Source organism: Paenalcaligenes hermetiae (genome assembly GCF_039543645.1).
Lineage (GTDB): Bacteria > Pseudomonadota > Gammaproteobacteria > Burkholderiales > Burkholderiaceae_B > Paenalcaligenes > Paenalcaligenes hermetiae.
Map to the genome: position 1 here is coordinate 558095 of NZ_BAABKD010000009.1, position 19355 is coordinate 577449.

General features: G+C 48.3%; 16 protein-coding genes. 8 read left to right on the top strand and 8 right to left on the bottom strand.

Annotation, left to right across the window (positions count from 1 at the left end):
* The first annotated feature begins 25 nt into the window (after positions 1-25).
* Positions 26-1873 carry an SLC13 family permease gene (locus tag ABD980_RS08495; RefSeq protein WP_345370973.1) on the top strand — a complete coding sequence of 616 codons (1848 nt, stop codon included), beginning with the start codon at positions 26-28 and terminating at the stop codon, positions 1871-1873.
* Here ABD980_RS08495 and ABD980_RS08500 read toward each other — a convergent pair.
* Genes ABD980_RS08500 through ABD980_RS08520 form a run of 5 tightly spaced genes read right to left on the bottom strand, consistent with a single transcriptional unit; the run spans position 1847 to position 6722 of the window.
* Positions 1847-3283: a GTPase/DUF3482 domain-containing protein gene (locus tag ABD980_RS08500; protein ID WP_345370975.1), complete on the bottom strand. Its 1437-nt coding sequence runs from the start codon at positions 3281-3283 to the stop codon at positions 1847-1849. The two genes, ABD980_RS08495 and ABD980_RS08500, sit on opposite strands and share 27 nt — an antisense overlap.
* Entirely contained in the window at positions 3280-4683 is a 1404-nt protein-coding gene (locus ABD980_RS08505; RefSeq protein ID WP_345370977.1) for a DUF2868 domain-containing protein, read from the bottom strand. Before ABD980_RS08505 ends, ABD980_RS08500 begins: the two co-directional genes overlap by 4 nt.
* 2 nt (positions 4684-4685) lie before the next feature.
* Complete coding sequence (locus ABD980_RS08510; RefSeq protein ID WP_345370979.1) at positions 4686-5171, bottom strand: TPM domain-containing protein; 486 nt, start codon at positions 5169-5171, stop codon at positions 4686-4688.
* Between the two features lie 9 nt (positions 5172-5180).
* On the bottom strand, positions 5181-6050 hold the full coding sequence (locus tag ABD980_RS08515; RefSeq protein ID WP_345370981.1) for a TPM domain-containing protein: 870 nt from the start codon (positions 6048-6050) through the stop codon (positions 5181-5183).
* Positions 6051-6110: 60 nt separating this feature from the next.
* Complete coding sequence (locus ABD980_RS08520) at positions 6111-6722, bottom strand: LemA family protein (protein WP_345370983.1); 612 nt, start codon at positions 6720-6722, stop codon at positions 6111-6113.
* 274 nt (positions 6723-6996) lie between these two features.
* Here ABD980_RS08520 and ABD980_RS08525 point away from each other — a divergent pair, with 274 nt between their 5' ends.
* The 4 genes from ABD980_RS08525 (at position 6997) to ABD980_RS08540 (ending at position 11601) form a co-directional block, all read left to right on the top strand.
* A complete protein-coding gene (locus tag ABD980_RS08525) occupies positions 6997-8286 on the top strand; it encodes a DEAD/DEAH box helicase (RefSeq protein ID WP_345370985.1) in 1290 nt (429 codons plus the stop codon).
* A 130-nt stretch (positions 8287-8416) separates the two neighbouring features.
* A complete protein-coding gene (locus ABD980_RS08530) occupies positions 8417-9013 on the top strand; it encodes a cysteine hydrolase family protein (RefSeq protein WP_260651035.1) in 597 nt (198 codons plus the stop codon).
* A gap of 202 nt (positions 9014-9215) precedes the next feature.
* Positions 9216-10820 (top strand): peptide chain release factor 3, encoded by a 1605-nt coding sequence (locus tag ABD980_RS08535; protein ID WP_260651036.1) that lies wholly within the window; start codon positions 9216-9218, stop codon positions 10818-10820.
* 109 nt (positions 10821-10929) lie between these two features.
* Positions 10930-11601, top strand: coding sequence for a hypothetical protein (locus tag ABD980_RS08540; RefSeq protein ID WP_345370989.1), 672 nt, complete (start codon positions 10930-10932; stop codon positions 11599-11601).
* Positions 11602-11633: 32 nt separating this feature from the next.
* On the opposite strand, the gene bfr is transcribed toward ABD980_RS08540, so the two are convergent.
* Together bfr and ABD980_RS08550 are read right to left on the bottom strand one after the other, a co-directional pair.
* A complete protein-coding gene (gene bfr / locus ABD980_RS08545; protein WP_260650977.1) occupies positions 11634-12116 on the bottom strand; it encodes a bacterioferritin in 483 nt (160 codons plus the stop codon).
* 93 nt (positions 12117-12209) lie between these two features.
* Positions 12210-12461 (bottom strand): (2Fe-2S)-binding protein, encoded by a 252-nt coding sequence (locus tag ABD980_RS08550; RefSeq protein WP_260650996.1) that lies wholly within the window; start codon positions 12459-12461, stop codon positions 12210-12212.
* Positions 12462-12648: 187 nt separating this feature from the next.
* On the opposite strand from ABD980_RS08550, the gene ABD980_RS08555 reads away from it, so the two are divergent.
* Together ABD980_RS08555 and leuA are read left to right on the top strand one after the other, a co-directional pair.
* Positions 12649-13242 (top strand): hypothetical protein, encoded by a 594-nt coding sequence (locus tag ABD980_RS08555; protein WP_300647369.1) that lies wholly within the window; start codon positions 12649-12651, stop codon positions 13240-13242.
* Between the two features lie 278 nt (positions 13243-13520).
* Positions 13521-15212, top strand: coding sequence for a 2-isopropylmalate synthase (leuA, locus tag ABD980_RS08560; RefSeq protein ID WP_345370992.1), 1692 nt, complete (start codon positions 13521-13523; stop codon positions 15210-15212).
* Between the two features lie 59 nt (positions 15213-15271).
* On the opposite strand, the gene ABD980_RS08565 is transcribed toward leuA, so the two are convergent.
* Positions 15272-15625: a DUF1840 domain-containing protein gene (locus tag ABD980_RS08565; protein ID WP_300647367.1), complete on the bottom strand. Its 354-nt coding sequence runs from the start codon at positions 15623-15625 to the stop codon at positions 15272-15274.
* A gap of 94 nt (positions 15626-15719) precedes the next feature.
* On the opposite strand from ABD980_RS08565, the gene ABD980_RS08570 reads away from it, so the two are divergent.
* Entirely contained in the window at positions 15720-19292 is a 3573-nt protein-coding gene (locus tag ABD980_RS08570; RefSeq protein WP_345370995.1) for an RHS repeat-associated core domain-containing protein, read from the top strand.
* Positions 19293-19355: the final 63 nt, after the last annotated feature.

A 19355-nucleotide genomic window follows, 5' to 3' on the forward strand; every position in this document is an offset into this window, starting at 1 on the left:
AAGAACTAAACTAACGGGAGAGATCATGCTTAGCCCCGCCGTACTCATCGTCCTGATTTTGCTTGTCACCATTGGCTTATTTCTGTTTGGGCGCTGGCGGCACGATATTGTGGCCATTATTGCCCTCTTGTTATGTACGTTCTTAGGCTTGGTTGATCCCAAAAACACCTTTATGGGATTTAGTCACCCAGCGGTAGTCACTGTTGCTTGTATTTTGATCCTCAGTTACGCGTTGCAGCAAACAGGGGTCGTCGATGCTCTAGCTCACCGTGTGCTCCCTAAAAAAGGCTCGCCCACCATTGCCTTGCTAACGCTTACGGCTTTAGGCGCTTTTTTATCAGGCTTTATGAACAATGTAGGTGCTCTGGCTTTACTCATGCCGGTGGCTCTACAGATGGCCAATCGTTATCAATTAGCGCCCGGCCAAGTCCTAATGCCACTGGCTTATGGCACAATTTTAGGCGGGCTAACCACTTTGATTGGTACTCCCTCTAATTTGATCGTCTCTAGCTTTCGTATCCAAACTTCGGGCTCAGGCTATCACATGTTTGACTTTAGTCCTGTTGGCGTAAGCGTAGCCATCATTGGTATTTTATTTATTTGTCTGCTCGGTTGGCGCTTCATTCCGGTACGAGAGCGCGCGGGCAAAGATTCTTTTGATACCGGCGCGTATCTTACCGAAGCCCGTGTCCCCGCCGAAAGCAAAGCCATAGGGATGCGTCTGGGCGAAGTCCAGTCCACTCTGGATCAAACAGATAGCCAAATCTTGGGGTTAATTCGTAAAGACATTCGTCTCAATGCCCCCAACCCAGCACTAAGCCTAGTAGAAAATGATGTGCTTCTTATCGAAGCCGATCCAGAAGCCTTAGCCAAAAATCTCGATGTGCTAGGCCTCGTATTTAATGAGGACAAAGCCCCCTCCACCCCTCCCGAGGGGCTACCCGCGGCACAAGCCACCGAAGCGAAAACATCAGCCAATGGCGATAAAACTAAAGAGAAAAAAGAAAAAGGCAGTTATTCCAATGAACTCTCTGAGCTCGCTATTTTGCCAGGGTCTCCGCTTATTGGGCGTAGTGCCGCTGACTTACGTCTACGCTCTTTATATCGAATTAACTTACTCGCTATTTCCCGTCAGGGTACTCGCTCTAGAACGCGTCTTAAACAAACCCCCTTACGCATTGGGGATGTACTGCTCTTACAAGGCGCAGCCGAAAATGTGGCCGATTTTGCCTCGGTGGGTGGATGCGCCCCCCTCGCGACCCGTCCTTTACGCGTGCCCGACCGCCAAAAGATGCTGCTCTCCGCTGGTATTATGCTGTTGAGTGTCATACTCGCCGCTACAGGGCTAGCTTCAGCAGCGGTAAGTTTTATGTTTGGTGTGCTCTTATTGTTACTGCTTAATGTGATTGCAATCCGCAATGTTTACCAAGCGGTAGACTGGTCAGTGATCGTTTTGCTTGCCGCGCTGATTCCTGTCGCACAAGCCATGGAAAGCACCGGAGCCGCTGCCGCGATTGCTACACTTTTATTAGATTATGTCGCACAGGGCAATACCATGTGGGCGCTTGTGCTTATTATGGTGGCCACCATGGGACTATCTGATCTTATGAATAATGCCGCTACCGCTGCCGTCATGAGTCCTGTTGCCATTGGCACAGCGCAACAGTTAAGCGTCAACCCCGATACCTTTTTAATGGCCGTGGCTATAGGCGCCTCCTGCGCTTTTCTTACCCCCATTGGTCACCAAAACAATACGCTTATTTTAGGTCCCGGCGGCTTTAGGTTTGGAGACTACTGGCGCATGGGGTTGCCACTAGACATCTTACTTGTGGTTAGTACTATCCCCTTACTGCTCTACTTTTGGCCCCTCTAGCTGCTGCACCAGTGCCACGATGGCCTGCTCCCGACGCGCACTCGGTAAGTGGCGCGGGTGTAGAGACGACCATTCAGGATGGGCGCGCGCTTGCTCTATGGCTTCGGGCAAAGGCCCCGAGCGCCAGTTAATTGGTGTGCTCTCCTCTGAAAGCGAACCACCATCTAAGGCGATCTGTGCCCGAGTGATAGCAATGGGTGTTTGCGCGGCATGTCCACGTTGCGCTAAAGCATGAATAAGCGCAATTTGGCGTAAAGCCAATACTCGAATCACACTATCGTCTACAGTTAGCTCCGTTTCGCCACGCCACTTGCCTATTAAGCGCTGCCCCCATTTATCTACCCCCTGCCAAATCCCACCCGCCGCCGCCCCAATCAATGTACCTGAGCCTAAGCTTAAACCAGCTGTTAGTAGATCAAACGTTGCTCCTGCCATCGCCCCAGCAGCTACCCCCTTCCCAACCTGAATACCGAGCTCTTTTAGCACCTCGGGATGAAATAAATCCGTTTCCCAGCGATAGCCCTCTAGAGCAATATGATCGGGCAAGTAGTCACGTGTGGTGAAATTAAAACGCCGTAATAAAGCTTTAACACAAGCTTCTTCTCGTAAGCGAATTGTTTCATGCAAGGTTTGAATATTTTGCTCCAAAAGGGCTTTTTGCGAAGGGCTGGTCAAGCGCCACGCCGCCACATCCACTAAGAGCTCGGCCAACAATCGCCAAGCATCTTGCATGCGTTGTTGCCGCTGCTGCGCCACATCCACACTTAAGCGCTGCAACTGCTCACTATGTGCCGCTGACACCAGCAAAGCCAGTTTCTCGTAAAGCAATGCCTCGCCATTTAGCGCCGGCGCTACGGTATCAAACTCTGCTAGAGCATGTAAGCCTAAATGCGCAAGCGCCGTACGCCACTCTTCTATCCGTTGCTCAGGACTACGCGTGAAATTTAATACAGGTAATAAGGGCTTACCACACTGGGCCAACACACGTATTTCATCCTTGTGCTTAGCAAGCACAGGATCTCGTACATCAATCACATATAAACCGGCATCGCTTTGTAAAAGTTGGCGTAATACTCGAGCCTCTTGTTCAAAACGCTCATTCGCTTCCGGCGTTTGTAAGAACAAGGCAATGCGTTCGGGCTCATCCATTCGCTCCTGCTCGTTAGTTAGACGCTGTAAATAATCCAACAACGCCATACTGTCTTCCATACCCGGCGTATCAAACAGTTCGATGAGTGTCTGATCAGCGATTTTTAAACGCACTCCCTCTACATGACGCGTTGTACCTGGGCTATTACGTACCTCGCCAAAATACGTATCCCGTGTCAACGTGCGCAGTAACGATGTTTTCCCCGTATTGGTGTGCCCCACCACAGCAAGTTTTAAAGGAGCAAGAGTGGTTTCGGTCATGATGAGCTTAACTCGAAAAGCAACGGTTCTGGATGAGTATAAATAGCATAAAAACCCGCTTTCTTTAATCGTTCATACCACGACTCGCGTCGATCAGGCTTTTCGCCATGTTGATTGTCTTTAGCATTTAATAAATAAATAGAGCAATAATCCGCATACGTAGCTAGCTCTGCTAACCATGCCACTACCCCCCGATCAGGCGTTTGCTCCGCATCCACACACAATACTAAATGCGTTACCGGGTGCTGGACTAATGCCATTAATAACTGATGGCGCTGCTCACGGCTATCCACCACTCCCTCGTCTCGCCACCTATCGGGCAACATAAAAGGAGGCCAAACCTGATCGGATGGTAACTCGATTCCTATCACTGCCGTCGGTGCAAGCAAAGCGGGGCGCTCTTGCACCACCTGAGCCTGCGGGACCTGATCCTCACCAGCTATCGCATCCACTCCCACATATTCCGTTTGCGGTTGCAAGCGAGGCTTAAGCTCTGTAATCCCTGGTAACGCACCTAGCTCAGGTCTTCGCCGCTGTGCGCGCCAAAGCATAAATATGCAGACTAACAACGCCATCAATCGAGGCAACATGCCATATACCACCAAGCTGCCTAACAGCCACTGGGACCATTGCACCTGTGCGCTCATAGGTAAAAGCGTACTGCCATCACTTTGAGCAATCACCGCCATTTCTGGCATAGCAAAGCCTAACTGCTGCGGCAACCACCCAACCAGCTGCACCCACGCCACAAAATGGCTCGGAGTCAGCAATGTTGTCTCCCAAGCAAAGCTATACCGTTTTGCGGTAAGCAAAAGCACCAGCATGACCGCCGCCGCAAGCAGCGCTAGCAGCCACAAAACATGGTTGAGTAAGCCAAAACGCCAACGTAATGAGGCTTGTTGCCCCCATAAGCTAAGCAAAGCGCGTAACATCAAGGCTTGATCCGGCCCGCGAACAAAACGCTGACTTAACCACACGGTGATATGCCCCACCACAAAGCCGCGCCCCTCTTGGTGTGGCTGCCACCAAAACGAAACGAGCCAGAGTAACAAACTCAAGCTTGGCGCCCCTAATAAGGCTACCCAAGCCAATAAAATATTCACAGAGCCATGAGGACGACTCAAAGCACCAGCCGCCATCCCTAGGCCGAGCAATATAAATATCACGCCTAAAACCAGCACACAGCCACGTAACCAGCGTAATACCTGCTGCTGAACCAACAACCAACCTAAACGTTCGCCTAAATAGCACGCACGACGCAAAACCCGCTGTGTAAAATCACCGCCCGCCGCCACCACGCGGCGCACCTCTGCTGTGTCCTCTATCGGCCCCCACTGACTTTCCTTTAAGCGAAGGGCCTCTGCAAGCCAATAGGCGGAAGAAACATCAACGTCTTTCATCGCTACAGCAAAACCGGCGCATTCGACAGCACATCTGCTGTATGATCACCCTCGGGGGCATGCTTTTGTAAGATTTGCTCTATATCATCTACAGCCGCTAATAAGCCCTCTATGTAATCCCCTTTAGCCAAACGCGCTTGCAAACGCACACAGACTTGCTGCCATTGGGCTGAACTTGCTGTAATACCTCGGTCTGCAATGATTTCTATGGCTCGTTGATCTAAGGCTAAATACAGCAATACCCCACTATTAAGCGGAGTATCCCATACGCGTAAACGGCCATAGACTTCCAATGCTCGATAATGTGGATGCTTTTCATGTTTAGGCATCACAGCCTCAACCGCCAAAACCAGCTCACCCGTATGTGTGTTTTCACTTTGCTTAATACGCTCTGCCACATGAGCCAGTACTTCCTCATCAAAATGACGACGTCGTAGCCATTGGCCTTCAAGAGCAGCAATACCGGTAATTTGTTTGATTTTTTTCATATCCGCTCCCTACCAGCTTCCTGAGGCACCACCGCCGCCGCTACTACCACCGCCGCCGCCACCAAAGCCGCCACCCCCACCAAAACCGCCACCGCCGCCACCGCCAAATCCCCCACCAAAGCCACCACCTAAACCACCAATTGCGGCGCCTCGGCGTGAGGCTCGCCCTGAGTTACCTCTTCCTCCGGCACCAAATGCTTTACCAATAAGAGATAAAACAAACGCTACCACAGCGCCTACCAGCGCCAAAGGCACACTCCAAAATACAAAGAAGCTAAATAAGCCAATAATTAAGGCCGCCGCCACTGGGGGCAACACAAAAGAAAAAAATGCCAATGGCAATAAAATAGCAATCGGGCCTTCCTCGTCAGTATCTACCTGACTGGATTTGATAGGCGGAGGAAGCGGTTCTCCTTCGACCAGACCCATGAGTTTTTCTACACCGGCATTAATACCCCCGACATAATCCCCCTGTGTAAAAGCGGGGGTAATAAACTCACGAATAATACGGCCCGCCTGTAAGTCTGTCACCGCGCCCTCGAGCCCATAGCCCACCTCAATACGTAAGCGCCTATCATCTTTAGCGACCACGAGCAAAATACCATCATCCACTTTTTTACGACCAACTTTCCATTGGTCATAAACCCGACGGGTGTAAGAGTCAATGCCCTCCGTACCAGTGGTTGACACCACCAACACAAAAATCTGCGCCCCTTTACTTTGTTCAAAAGCTTGGAGCCGCTGTGTCAGGGCTTGTTTTTGTGCAGAGTTAAATGTGCCCGTGGTATCGACTAACCAACTATCAAGTTTAGGAATAGGCTGGTCTTTAGCCCAAGCTGGCCACGCCATACTCAGTAACGCCACTAACCATATACTCACCAGCCCTCGCCAAAAGGGCTGTCGCTCAAAAGCCAAAACCATAACTATTCCTTTTCCCTATTAGTTTGTCGCCCCAGCAGGTAAATCAAAACGCACCTCTGGGTTACGCGTGATTTCGTCCTGACGATCTACACCGTAGTTCTCTTTGACCTTATAACCAAAAACCTTAGCTGTAATTACCGTAGGGAACTGGCGAATGTATAAATTATATTCTTGGACCGCCTGTACAAACCGACCTCGCTCGGTCGCGATTCGGTTCTCTGTACCCTCGAGCTGTGTCATAAGATCACGGACTAAGCCATCGCTTTTAAGCTGAGGATAGTTTTCTGCCACCGCCATTAAACGTGATAAAGCCGAAGAGAGCTGGCCTTGGGCTTGGGAGAATTTTGCCATGAGCTCTGGGTTATCCAAATCATCGACTTTTAAATGAATTTGCCCAACCTTGGCTCGAGCTTCTGTCACATCAGTCAATACCGTACGCTCATTAATCATATATGCATTGACTGAACTCACAAGCTTGGGCACCAAATCCGCACGACGCTCATATTGGTTTAAGGTCTGCGACCAAGCCGCCTTAACTTGCTCATCTAAACGTTGAATTTCATTATAGCCACAGCCACTTAACAGCAATGCAACTAGGCTCAACAACAACCATCGTAAATACTGTTTCATTTTTTTCGCCTCAAAATCAAAGCACAAAATAGCTCAATCTTCGCTTAGGTTATACGGGCTCTGTGTCGGCGGCAAGCCAAAAAAAGTGAATAAACATTGTTTTTATGTCCTCCACTTGCCTTTATCGTTATAATAAAAAACTCACGTAGCACGCCAATCGTTGCGTTTTCATTTCTACGCAGGCCTTCCTGCGATGGCATATTCGCCTTCAACCTCATTCTGTCAGCCTAGATTGGTATTACGATGACGTAATAGGCTAGTCGCTGGAAATACCTTGAATACCTCTATTACTTTTGCCGCATTATCATTGGCAGACCCCTTATTGCGTGCGATTCGCGATACGGGTTACGATGCCCCCACTCCTATCCAAGCCCAAGCCATCCCACATGTGCTACAGGGCAAAGACGTGCTTGCTGCCGCCCAAACCGGCACCGGCAAAACGGCTGGTTTTACCCTGCCTATTTTGCACCACATCCTAACGCAGCCGCGCCCCACTCAACAGGCAGGCAGCCCTCGAGCATTGATTTTGACACCTACGCGTGAGCTCGCCGCCCAAGTAGAAGCTTCGGTGCGTCTCTACAGTCAATACACACGTATCCGCTCTTTGGTGTTATTTGGTGGCGTCAATATTAATCCACAAATACAAGCGTTAAAAAAACCTATCGATATTGTGGTCGCCACACCTGGGCGTCTTTTGGATCATTTGGGACAAAAAACCATCCAACTCAAAGATGTGGAAACCGTCGTACTGGACGAAGCCGATCGTATGTTAGATATGGGCTTTATTCGGGATATCCGACGCATTCTGAAACTCATCCCCAGTCAGCGTCAAACCCTGCTATTTTCAGCTACCTTTTCCGATGAGATTCGGGATCTGGCACGTAATGCCCTCCGTGACCCTATCGAGGTTTCAGTTGCCCCGCGCAACACAACTTCGGAACTTATTTGCCAACAGGTGGTTTTTACCGAGCAACGCCACAAGCGCGAACTGGTCAGCCATATCATTCGCCAAAGCGGCTGGCATCAGGTTTTGGTTTTTTGTCGCACCAAACACGGAGCGAATCGCCTTGCGGAAAAATTAAGTAAAGACGGTCTTAGCGCCGCCGCCTTACATGGCAACAAAAGCCAAGCGGCGCGCACACGCGCTTTAGCGGGTTTTAAATCCGGAAAAATTGCAGTACTTGTAGCCACTGACATCGCGGCTCGCGGGTTAGATATTGAACAGCTCCCCTATGTGATTAATTTTGAGCTACCCCAAGTTGCAGAGGATTATGTACATCGTATTGGCCGTACCGGTCGAGCTGGTAGCGAAGGGCGAGCCATTTCACTGGTAGATCCATCAGAAAACCGTTTGCTTAAAGCAATCGAGCGCCTAATTCAACGTACTATTGAGCCCATCACCATCGAGGGCTTTACTCCTCTCGACTTGCCCGAGCCCCCTGTTAACCGTCCCCCCGCACGTAATAACCCCCGTGCCAACACATCAACTACCAAGCGCCGCCCCCGCAAACGCACACCAGCAGCTAAACGCAGCTCCGGTACAGCGCCAATCAATCTAAAATAACAACTAAACATACAGAACTGTTTGTTTATTTCCGTATAATCCCATCACCCTGGGCTATGATACAGACATAGCCCGAACAGTTCTGTTTGGCCAGTGCCAATTCACCTACTAATAAGATAAGGAGAGATGGATGACAACCCTATTTGATCCTAAAAAAACAGCGGTCTTATCGCTACACATGGTCAACGATATTGCCTCCCCAAAAGGTAAGTTTGGTCCGATGTTTGGTGAGCAAGTCGTTGCTCGAGATGTTGCCAATCAAGGAAAAGCCTTAGTGGAGTACGCTCGTTCGCAACAGATCCCCGTTATCCACGTAGCCGTACGCTTTCAGCCTGGACACACGGATCTGGTAGCAAACTCACCTTTGCTTACTATTGTTAAAGATATGGACGCTTTAGTAGAAGGCACATGGGGCGCTGATTTTATTGATGAAATTCAACCTCTAGATGGGGAAACCATCATCACACATCAACGTGTGGGTGCTTTTCAAGATAGTCAACTTCATCAAAGCCTCCAGCAAAAAGGCATCGAACATTTGATTTTATTTGGTGTTGTCACCAACAACATCGTCGAACACACAGCTCGTAATGGGGTAGACTACGGCTATTACGTCACAGTGGTAGAAGACTGCTGCGCCGCCCCCACCCTAGCGGTTCACCAAGCCTCTATAGAAAACATGCGCCTCGTCGCAGATATCAAAACCCTCGCTGAGATCACTTCCTCTTAACCCTTTAAGGCCCGTAAGATTCCCTAACGGGCTGCTATCTTTTCACCTCATGGTAAGTAGACGCTAACCATAACAAAACACCATCTCGCTTAGTTTTCTTATACGACGGAACATTGTATCCAAACCCAATATCAGGGAAAATAACTCTATTCTTATTATCTAAAGCGGCCTTATATCGCCGCCATTTTTTTCTACACAACTCATGTCCAACATCGCTAAAGAAGTCGCCAAGCGTCGTACCTTTGCTATTATTTCTCACCCGGACGCGGGTAAAACCACCCTGACAGAAAAACTGCTCTTATTTGCGGGCGCTATCCAAATTGCCGGTAGCGTAAAATCTCGTAAATCTGACCGCCATGCCTCGTCAGACTGGATGGATATAGAAAAGCAACGGGGGATTTCTGTAGCATCGTCCGTGATGCAAATGGAATACCGTGACTGCGTGATCAACCTGCTCGATACCCCCGGACACCAAGACTTCTCCGAAGACACTTATCGCGTTCTTACCGCTGTTGATGCAGCCCTAATGGTTATTGACGCCGCCAATGGTGTGGAACCACAAACCATCCGTTTGCTCCAAGTCTGTCGCGCTCGTAACACCCCGATTATTACTTTCATCAACAAATTAGACCGCGAAGTCCAAGAGCCCCTTGATTTGCTATCCGAAATCGAGGATCACCTAGGCATGGATGCCATCCCGTTTTCTTGGCCAGTGGGCATGGCAAAACGTTTTGGTGGGGTTTTTAACCTACCCAAAGACCAAATGCATGTGTTTGACAACAAAAACAAAGATCACCGCGCTGAAAATATTGAAATCTTGCCAGGGCTTCACAATCCCGATACCGAAGCACGTTTTGGCGCCGAATACGCCAAAGCACAAGAGGAAATCGAACTTATCCAAGCCGCCACACCGGATTTTGATTTGCACGCCTTTTTAGCGGGTAAGCAAACCCCCGTCTTTTTTGGCTCAGCGTTGAATAACTTCGGCGTCCAAGAGGTACTGGATGCACTTGTTGACATGGCACCGCCCCCTGGTCCGCGTGAAGCCGTACAACGCGAGGTCAAACCCACCGAAAGCAAATTCACCGGCATGGTGTTTAAAGTCCAAGCAAATATGGACCCCGCTCACCGAGACCGCGTCGCTTTTGTGCGAGTCAGCTCAGGTCATTTTACCCGTGGTATGCGCCTTAAAGTCGCTCGCACCAACAAAGAAATCCGCCCAAACAACGTGGTTTCTTTTTTATCGCAACGCCGCGATCTTGTCGAAGAGGCATTTGCGGGTGATATTATCGGGATTCCTAACCATGGTGTATTGCAATTAGGCGATGTGTTAACCGAAGGTGAAACCCTACAATTTACTGGCTTACCCTTTTTTGCCCCCGAGCTCTTTCAAAGTGTGGAAGTCAAAGACCCTTTACGCACCAAACAGCTACGTACAGGGCTCACCCAGCTTGGCGAAGAGGGGGCCATCCAAGTCTTTAAACCCCACCTTACGGGTGGTAGCTTGCTACTTGGTGCCGTAGGGCAACTACAGTTCGAGGTGGTTGCAGACCGACTCAAAAACGAATATGGTGTAGACGCACGTATGTCCCCGTCTCGCTATAATCTGGCACGTTGGGTCACATCTAAAAACCCCGCCGCACTAAAAAAATTCATTGATAGCAACGCGGCCAACATCGCGTATGACGTGGTCGATGCCGTCGCCTTTTTGGCTAGCTCCCCCGCTCAACTACGCGTAGCGCAAGAACTACACCCCGATATTGAATTTCATACCATGCGCGAGCATAGTGGCCAGCTTTTCCACTAATTACCTAACGTATCATGTGACAGTTGTTGGATTCTGTCACATGCTCTCGCTGCGTATTCAGTACAATATAAGTATTGTTTTTATTCTCTTATTTAATTAAATCCAGTCTATGTCTTGGCGCATTATTATTGTCACTCTGCTTCTTGCTATTGCCGCCTCCATTTGGGGTGGGCTGCAACTAGGCAACTGGCTTATCGCAAACGGCCCGTTAAAATCGGATGTGCTTGATGCGTATAAAGACCTTTATACCGTCCCCACCCTGGATGCAGACGGCAACCCCTACGTACCCGCTCCGCCGCAACCACTCGTGGATGGTCGTCTTGCCGTTCCCGACACCCCTGAGCCTGCCGAATGGGAAATCGATCACAATATTGATTTGTTAGCTGAACGCCCTCCAATTGCTTTAGCCACAGCCTCTGGAGCCTCAACTGGAACAAATGATTTTGCACGCCATCACGTGAGTCCTAGCGGCTTACAGGGCTTAGCTCAAATTGGTACGCTAACACCTCATACGATGAGAACTTCTGAGCCTAATAATGATGTGATCCAGCCCATCGATATCGGGACACCACCCCCGCCCCCCTCTCAAGAAGTACAAGCCCCATCCCTGCCTATTACCGCTAACCCTAACTGGCAAGTGGATTTTCAGCGTGAGCTTCAAGCATGTGATCGCTTAGGCTTTACAAAAGTCCCTAGCTGCAAATGGGACGCACGTAATAAGTATTGTGGCCCACATAATGCATGGGGTCGGGTTCCAGGTTGTCCAGCTAAAGCCTTCTAAACAAAAAAGCCTCGGTTTGACCGAGGCTTTTTTTAGGATTCAGCCGGTGTGCTACTTTGGCTCTGCAGATAATTGGGCAAGCCCATTTTTTCAATTAAGTCTTGTTGGGTTTCTAACCAATCAATATGCTCTTCGGTGTCTTTTAAGATATGTAACAATAAGTCTCGTGAAACAAAATCCCCCACAGACTCACAGTGCTTAATTCCCTCTACGACGGTAGCGTGTGCCGCCTTTTCTAGGGATAAATCGCACTCTAAAATTTCTGGTACGTCTTCACCAATACGTAGTTTATGTAGATCTTGTAAGTTAGGTAAGCCATCTAACATCAAAATACGATCAATGAGCAAATCAGCGTGTTTCATTTCGCCAATTGACTCGTCGTATTCGACTTTACCTAATTTATCAAAGCCCCAGTGATTAAGCATGCGAGCATGCAAAAAATACTGATTAATGGCGGTGAGTTCGTTTTTTAATTGTTGATTCAGGTAGGAAATAACTTGTTTATCGCCTTTCATGGTGTTCTCCGATAAGAGCCGTCTTCACCCCATTATAGGGCAGCCTACCCTAAAGTATAGGCGAAAACACCAATCAGGCAGAGCCCACTACACTTATTGAGCCACCACCGCTGCTGTCAGTTGAGTATCATTTGCTGCCTGACGTCGCGAGCGAGTGATTTCCGTCGCATGTAAATGATGTTCAAATTCCGGAACAGGAAGCAACTCCATAGCGCTTTCAGCGCAACGGCCACAGTTAATCGCCACCCCTAATTCGAACTGCAAATCTTCAAGTGTGGACGCCCCATTGGCTACTGCGGTTTTAATTTGCTTATCCGTGATTGCACTGCAGATACAAATATACATGAGAATCATTATCATTTAGTTGAGCTAAGACAAACCATACCACTGAAAACAAAAATAAACAAGCGTGAAAAAACAACACTATAACTAACGGAATTCTCTTTTCAATTCGCAAGCATCGACAGTCCACGAGCAACGTTATATCTTTTGTATATGGCTTTCGTCGATTTTTATTTTTTGTGTTTTTCTTATGATGATGCACCCAGAGACTGCTCATACTGATATGCCACTTGCCCCTCCTACGGTAAAAGACCGCATCACGATTCATCAAACTATCCTACGTTTGACCGCTATCTATAAAACCGTGGCGCTTGCTATCGTACTCATTGGCGTTGTGCTTTGGCTGACCATCATCAACCGTATTTTGCACTTTGGGCGTACCTTGGATTACTCAGGGCTTGAAGCCCTAGGCATTGATGCCGCCCTAATCAAACAGTACAACCCTTTTTTTTGGTGGACAGTGGTTATCATTTGCACTCTACTGTTTAGTTATCTGCTTTTTCACCTCGTCCAGTACACTCGTCAACGTGCCAGCCAAAAGGTTGTCTCTGATACCGACTTGTCGGAACTACTAAAAAAAATATCGCCTGCAGCAACACATGTCCTTTCTTGGGCTTGGCAGCAGCGACGACACCCCATCACCGTCGGCGTTTTACAACAAACCACAGCACAGCTCGGCGCAAATCGTTATGCCTTGATTTGTTTAGCAAAAAAACAAGAACAACAAATTCAAAATCATCTTGCGCCCACAACAAAACACACAGAACCCTTGCATCATTTATGATTTTGTGTTTTATTAGTGGCATGACTATTTCACGCACAGCCTCTATCTGCAGCATTCCTACTACCAGCGCTTACCGCTGCGTCGCTGCTCGTGCGTATGCCCAAACACTTTCCTTACTGCCTCTACTACTAGCGCCCGGTTGCCGGGCCTAGAGTCTAGTGGCAGTCCGGCAGCCATATACACAGCCACATATTTGAACGCCGTCACCGGCAATTCAAGTATTTTTGTGGTTCAGGTGGCGGCGAAAAGGTTTTACTTTTTGTCCCACAGGTGTATCCATGATTTCCAATCCCGCTTCAAAATACGTTCCCTTTAGCCCTTTTGCTAAAGACTTCTCCGATCGCACATGGCCGTCCAAACGCATCACGCAGCCCCCTATTTGGATGAGTACAGATTTACGTGATGGCAACCAATCCTTAATTGAGCCCATGAGCGTAACCAGCAAATTACGCTTTTTTGAGTTGCTCGTAAAAATCGGATTCAAGGAAATCGAAGTTGGCTTCCCTTCTGCCTCACAAACCGATTTCGACTTTGTGCGCAAGCTTATCGACGAAAACCGCATTCCAGATGATGTGACCATCATCGGTTTGACACAAGCTCGCCAAGACCTTATCGAGCGTACTGCCGAAGCGATGGCGGGTGCTAAAACCTCCATGATCCATATGTACAATGCCTGCGCTCCTGCTTTCCGTCGCATTGTCTTTAAAATGGAAAAAGAAGAGGTCAAACAAATTGCTATCAATGGCACCCGCATGGTCAAAGCTGCGATTGCTAAATATCCGCAGACCAAATGGCGCTACGAATACTCCCCAGAGGTCTTTAGTACCACTGAGCCAGAGTTTGCTCTAGAAGTCAGCAATGCTGTCATCGATGAGTGGCAACCCACCCCTGAAGATCCAATGGTATTGAACTTACCTGCCACGATAGAAGCCACCACCCCAAACCTATACGCCGACCAAATTGAATGGATGCACCGTAACTTGCATAATCGTGAAAGCGTTGTCATTAGTCTTCACCCGCATAATGACCGTGGAACAGGGGTAGCTGCCGCCGAGCTGGGCTTAATGGCCGGCGCAGATCGAGTCGAGGGCTGTTTATTTGGTAATGGTGAGCGCACCGGTAACGTTTGTTTAGTTACCTTAGCCTTAAACCTCTACACTCAAGGCATTCACCCAGGCTTAGACTTCTCCGATATTGACGAGGTACGCCGCATTGTCGAAGAGTGCAATCAGATTCCTGTTCACCCCCGCCACCCCTACGCCGGCGACCTTGTGTTTACGGCATTTTCTGGCTCCCATCAGGATGCCATTAAAAAAGGCTTTGCTATACAAAAACCGGATGCCATATGGGAGGTTCCTTACTTACCTATTGACCCTGCCGACGTGGGCCGTAGCTACGACGCAGTGATTCGCGTTAACAGCCAATCCGGTAAAGGTGGGGTTTCGTATCTCCTTGAACAAGAACACGGTTTAGTCTTGCCTCGTCGCTTACAAATTGAATTTAGCCGCGCTATCCAAGCGGTTACCGATAGCACCGGTAAAGAGGTCAACCCTGAGCAGGTCTATGGTATTTTTGAAAAAGAATACTTGCGCACCGAGGGGCCATGGAAGCTCGTCACGCATAAAATCACTAGCCAGCCTAAAGCCGAAGACGGCACCCAGCAATTCGATATTGAAATTGATATGCTAGAAAAAGGGCAGCCCATCAAGTTGCACGGTAAAGGCGAGGGCGCGTTAGCCGCCTTTATTAATGCTTTGGATATTCCAATCCGAATTATGGACTACACCGAGCATGCCATTGGCAGCGGCACGGACACCAAAGCCGCTACCTATGTAGAAATGCGTATTGGTGAAAACCCAAGCGGCTTTGGGGTAGGTATCCATCAAGACATCCTTACTTCATCATTTAAAGCTATCCTAAGCGCTATTAACCGCCATGCTTTACAGCATGATGGCAAGCTCAACATTTAACGGTTCCTAATAAAAAAGCCCAAACTCACAATCGTTTGGGCTTTTTTTATCCGTATTTTTTACCAGGCCGTTTCCGCGGGCTCCCACATCACATCCACGCTTTGCTTTTGTGCTGCTACTAGCATTTCGTACAAAGGATAAGCTCGCTGTTTAAAACCCACTGCGCGACTCATTGCCGGCACTTTAGGCGCATCTGGGTCGTCTTCGTTCACCTCATCATCCACTACCGGCGCCTCGTCCATCGCCGCCTTTAATCCAGCTATCGCCGCTGGCAACTGATCAGGGGTGAAAACTCCACGCTCAGGTAATACCCCATCCTCGAACCGTTTCCCCGCCGCCTCTAAAACAGGTAGCGCATGCTTACCTAACATCAAAATGGACGCCGAGGCTTTTGAGATAAATGTAATTAGCATCTGGTTTCCCCCCTAAGACAAAAATAGCACCAACCGCACTTTTTCTTGCGTAATGAGTTCAAGATAACACAAAGCTCAATAAGAAGGAGAAGTTATGCGAAGCCTAATTGTTGCTATCTATGTCACTATCTATCTTTTTGCATATGCGGCTCAAGCCAATACCTGCACGCCAGCCCCTAGTCCTCATTATTGTTCTACGGCAGCCCCTAGCCACACTAATACATCAAACTGGCTTTTCCCCAATAGTGCCTTAAACCCTGTGGATCTATACACAGGTGATAAATTTTTACAAGAGGTCGACTACTACGGACACCCGCAAGCGCCTGACCTGCGTTTAATTCGCTATTACCACTCTCAACGGCCTCATTTATCTGCATTAGGCACACAATGGCATTTGCACTTTAACGCACAATTTGACCCAAAAACATCACGCATTACTTTTTCTGATGGCCAACAACGCTCTTTGCCCCCCACTGATATACAAACCCAACCCCCATTTATTATCTGGCACGCTTCTAACGAAGAGTCATGGTGGTTTCATCAGTCATCAGGCTGGTTAGCTCAAATCCACTTTTCCCAACGTCCCCCATTAATTATTCACCGCCACACACAGCCTGAGCTTATACATCAGATTCAAAGCGTAGAGCAAAATCAGCACCAACTGCATTTTATTTACGACACTAACCAAATCCCTGTGCGCTTACAGGCAGTTCAAACTCCGGTTGGTGAAATCCATTACCATTATCAAACCACGTCACAACAGCAACTGCCTTTCTTAGCCCATGTCACCTACCCCGATCAGCGCCGTCTGCTTTACCATGCCGAGCCCGACTACCAACAAGGTAACCCTTGGGCAATTACTGGTAAAAGTATCCAGCAGCACTGGCAGCAACCACCTAAGCGGGTTCGTAGCTGGGTCTATGATCAAAAAGGCCGTGTCATCTTTAGTATGGGAACTCAAGCCCATGAGTGGGTGCGTACCTACTATCCTGATACACAATTTCCAGACCAAACTCGTCTACAAGGTCCACAAGGCCTGACTCACGTCCGCTTTGATTTAAGCTTAACCCCTCCACGTATTGTTGAGGTTTCTGGGGCAGGTTGTTGGGGCTGCCCTCCCCCATTTACGCAAAGCCAAAATCATGTGTCATTACAAGCCATGAAATGGCAACGCCATCCTGATCAATCCACTCAACTGCACCTACAGCTACCCGGCTGGCCTGATTTATCACTTCACTACAATGCCGCAGGGCAACTCACTCAATGGCAAAACAGTTATCAGCAGCCAGTTACCCTCCACTATGAAGGTCAACGAGCACATCGCATCAATTGGGCAAATAACACCCAGCACACCGTCCACTACAACTCACAAGGACAGGTACAAACCATAGACTATCAACATGCACAACAGACCTTACAAACACGTCTTTCTCGCCCTCACCCACGACACCTAGTCATTGATCATCCTACAGAGCAAGAATATTTACGTTTTAATGAGACAGGGCAATTACTTTCACGCAAAATTCAACGTCATCTCCTGCCCCCTTCCTCTTCTACTCCCATTAACTGGCACTATGAGGAGCGGTTTGAGTACGATGATCAACAGCGTTTAGTGCAGCACCATCTACCCGAAGGAGGCGTACTGCAATACATTTGGGGTCCTAAGCAAATCGAACGTATTGAATGGATCAATCGCCAACAACATACACAATGGGTCGTTCGTAAAATACCATTAGGCTATGAGTATGCAAACCTAAGTCGTCGCCTAGAAGTGCAACATGGCCCCCACCACTTTATCTATGTAGGCACAACGCAAACAGCTTGGTGGCAACAACTTCAACGCCAGGAAAAAGGCTTAGTCACCGCACGTCATCAATCCTATGACCTATTGCCCTCCCAGCCTCGTTGGCACCATCACTACGCTTATAATACGTCGCGCCAACTAGTAATAGAAAAAACCAATGCCCCTTCACCTCGCTTTTATGCTTGGCGCCAAAGCGGCCTTTTAGCTGCTAACTCTGCCACTTCTACTCCCTTAATTCAACGTGATGCCGCTGGTTGGGCAACTCGATGGCAACAAGATGAAAAAGACTACATTTTGGGATACAACGCCTTAGGACGTCTACACACTGTGCATAACCCTGTGGAAACTGTACAAAAAAACAGTCATAATGCCGCGGGCTTCAGAATTTATACACAACATTATCCACAAGACCAACAGCAGTTTTTTCTTTATCACAATAAAAAACTGGTTGCTGAATACACTACCCATCTAGAGACCAAACTCCCTACGGATGCGGTTCACCCCATTTCAAGACGCTATATTTATCTAGATAATCAGCCCATCGCTATGATTGATTATGATGCACACCCTGACGGTGAGTTACTACTTATGCACAGTGATCACTTAGGAGCGGTGCATATCATCAGTGACTTAGAGCAAAATCTGCGCTGGGCAGCCACTTACGATGCCTTTGGTTATGCGACTCAGCAAGCGGGTGATCTAGATTTTCATTTACGACGCGAAGGTCAATACCATGATATGAGCACAAACTGGCACGACAACCTGCTGCGCACTTATTTGCCTCAACAAGGACATTTTTTAGAGCCCGATCCAATTGGACCGACCCCTTTCAGTCAGCTATATGGTTATAGCCAGCAGCAGCCACTCAACCATACTGACCCTTGGGGCTTATTATTGTTTGCTTTTGATGGAACCCGCTATGATCACACGGTAAACAGTGTGGTTCATCAACTACACCAAGCTTCTCAAGAAACCAGCTATTACGTCGCCGGTCCCGGTAACCCTGAAACCCTTGATTGGGATGCTCTCATCGCCCACAGCGCTGGACGTATTGTAAGAAAACAATGGGACGCCCTCATTCGCCATCTCATCTACTTACAACACAACGCCCCTCACACAGTTGTTCCCATTGATATTATTGGATTTTCTCGTGGTTCTGCGCTCGCCCTTCACTTTGCCAACCAAGTTTTAAAATATACAAAAAATGGCTTGTTTAGTTATACCAATCGCTATGGTGATCATGTACAAATGTGTATTCAACCCCGTTTTATTGGCTTATTGGACACCGTAACTCAAATGGGAATACTTGGCTCCCATAACTTTCTCTTTAACTTTAGTGTATCTCCCTTGTGGCAATGGGTAGGACATGCTGTCGCCTTGCATGAGTACCGATACCTCTTTCCTCTACACGCTCTTGGCACTGGAGATAACATTATAGAAATTGGTCTAATAGGAGCTCATGGGGATTTAGGTGGTGGCTACCCAGAGCCCACCGAAGCTGATACCCGCCCTTTAAGCGATATCGCATTAGAGTGGCTGCTATGGCAAGCTCGAGCTCAAGGGCTAGCTTTTGATCCAATTCCTTTAAACTCCGATGCTAAGTGGGCCTATCTTCATGACGAAAGCCTACTCATAGAGTTTGATCGTGACGTCGAAAACTATGATTCCCTTTTTTTCGTGCACCCCTCTTTACGAAACAAACAGTTTCTACACCCTACTTATGGCTATGGCGCACGGCGCCAAGTCCGCGCATTTTTAGATAGATCGCTATCAAAAGAAGAAAAAATCCACAATCGAGTGGCCAAAGTAGATCTAGAGGCCTATTACGAATGGTTAAAACCTTATTTTTCTACAGAGCCGTAAACACGATCAGACATACCCTTACTGAACAAAACCGCGTTTCACGTTATGATGTAAGCCTAATCG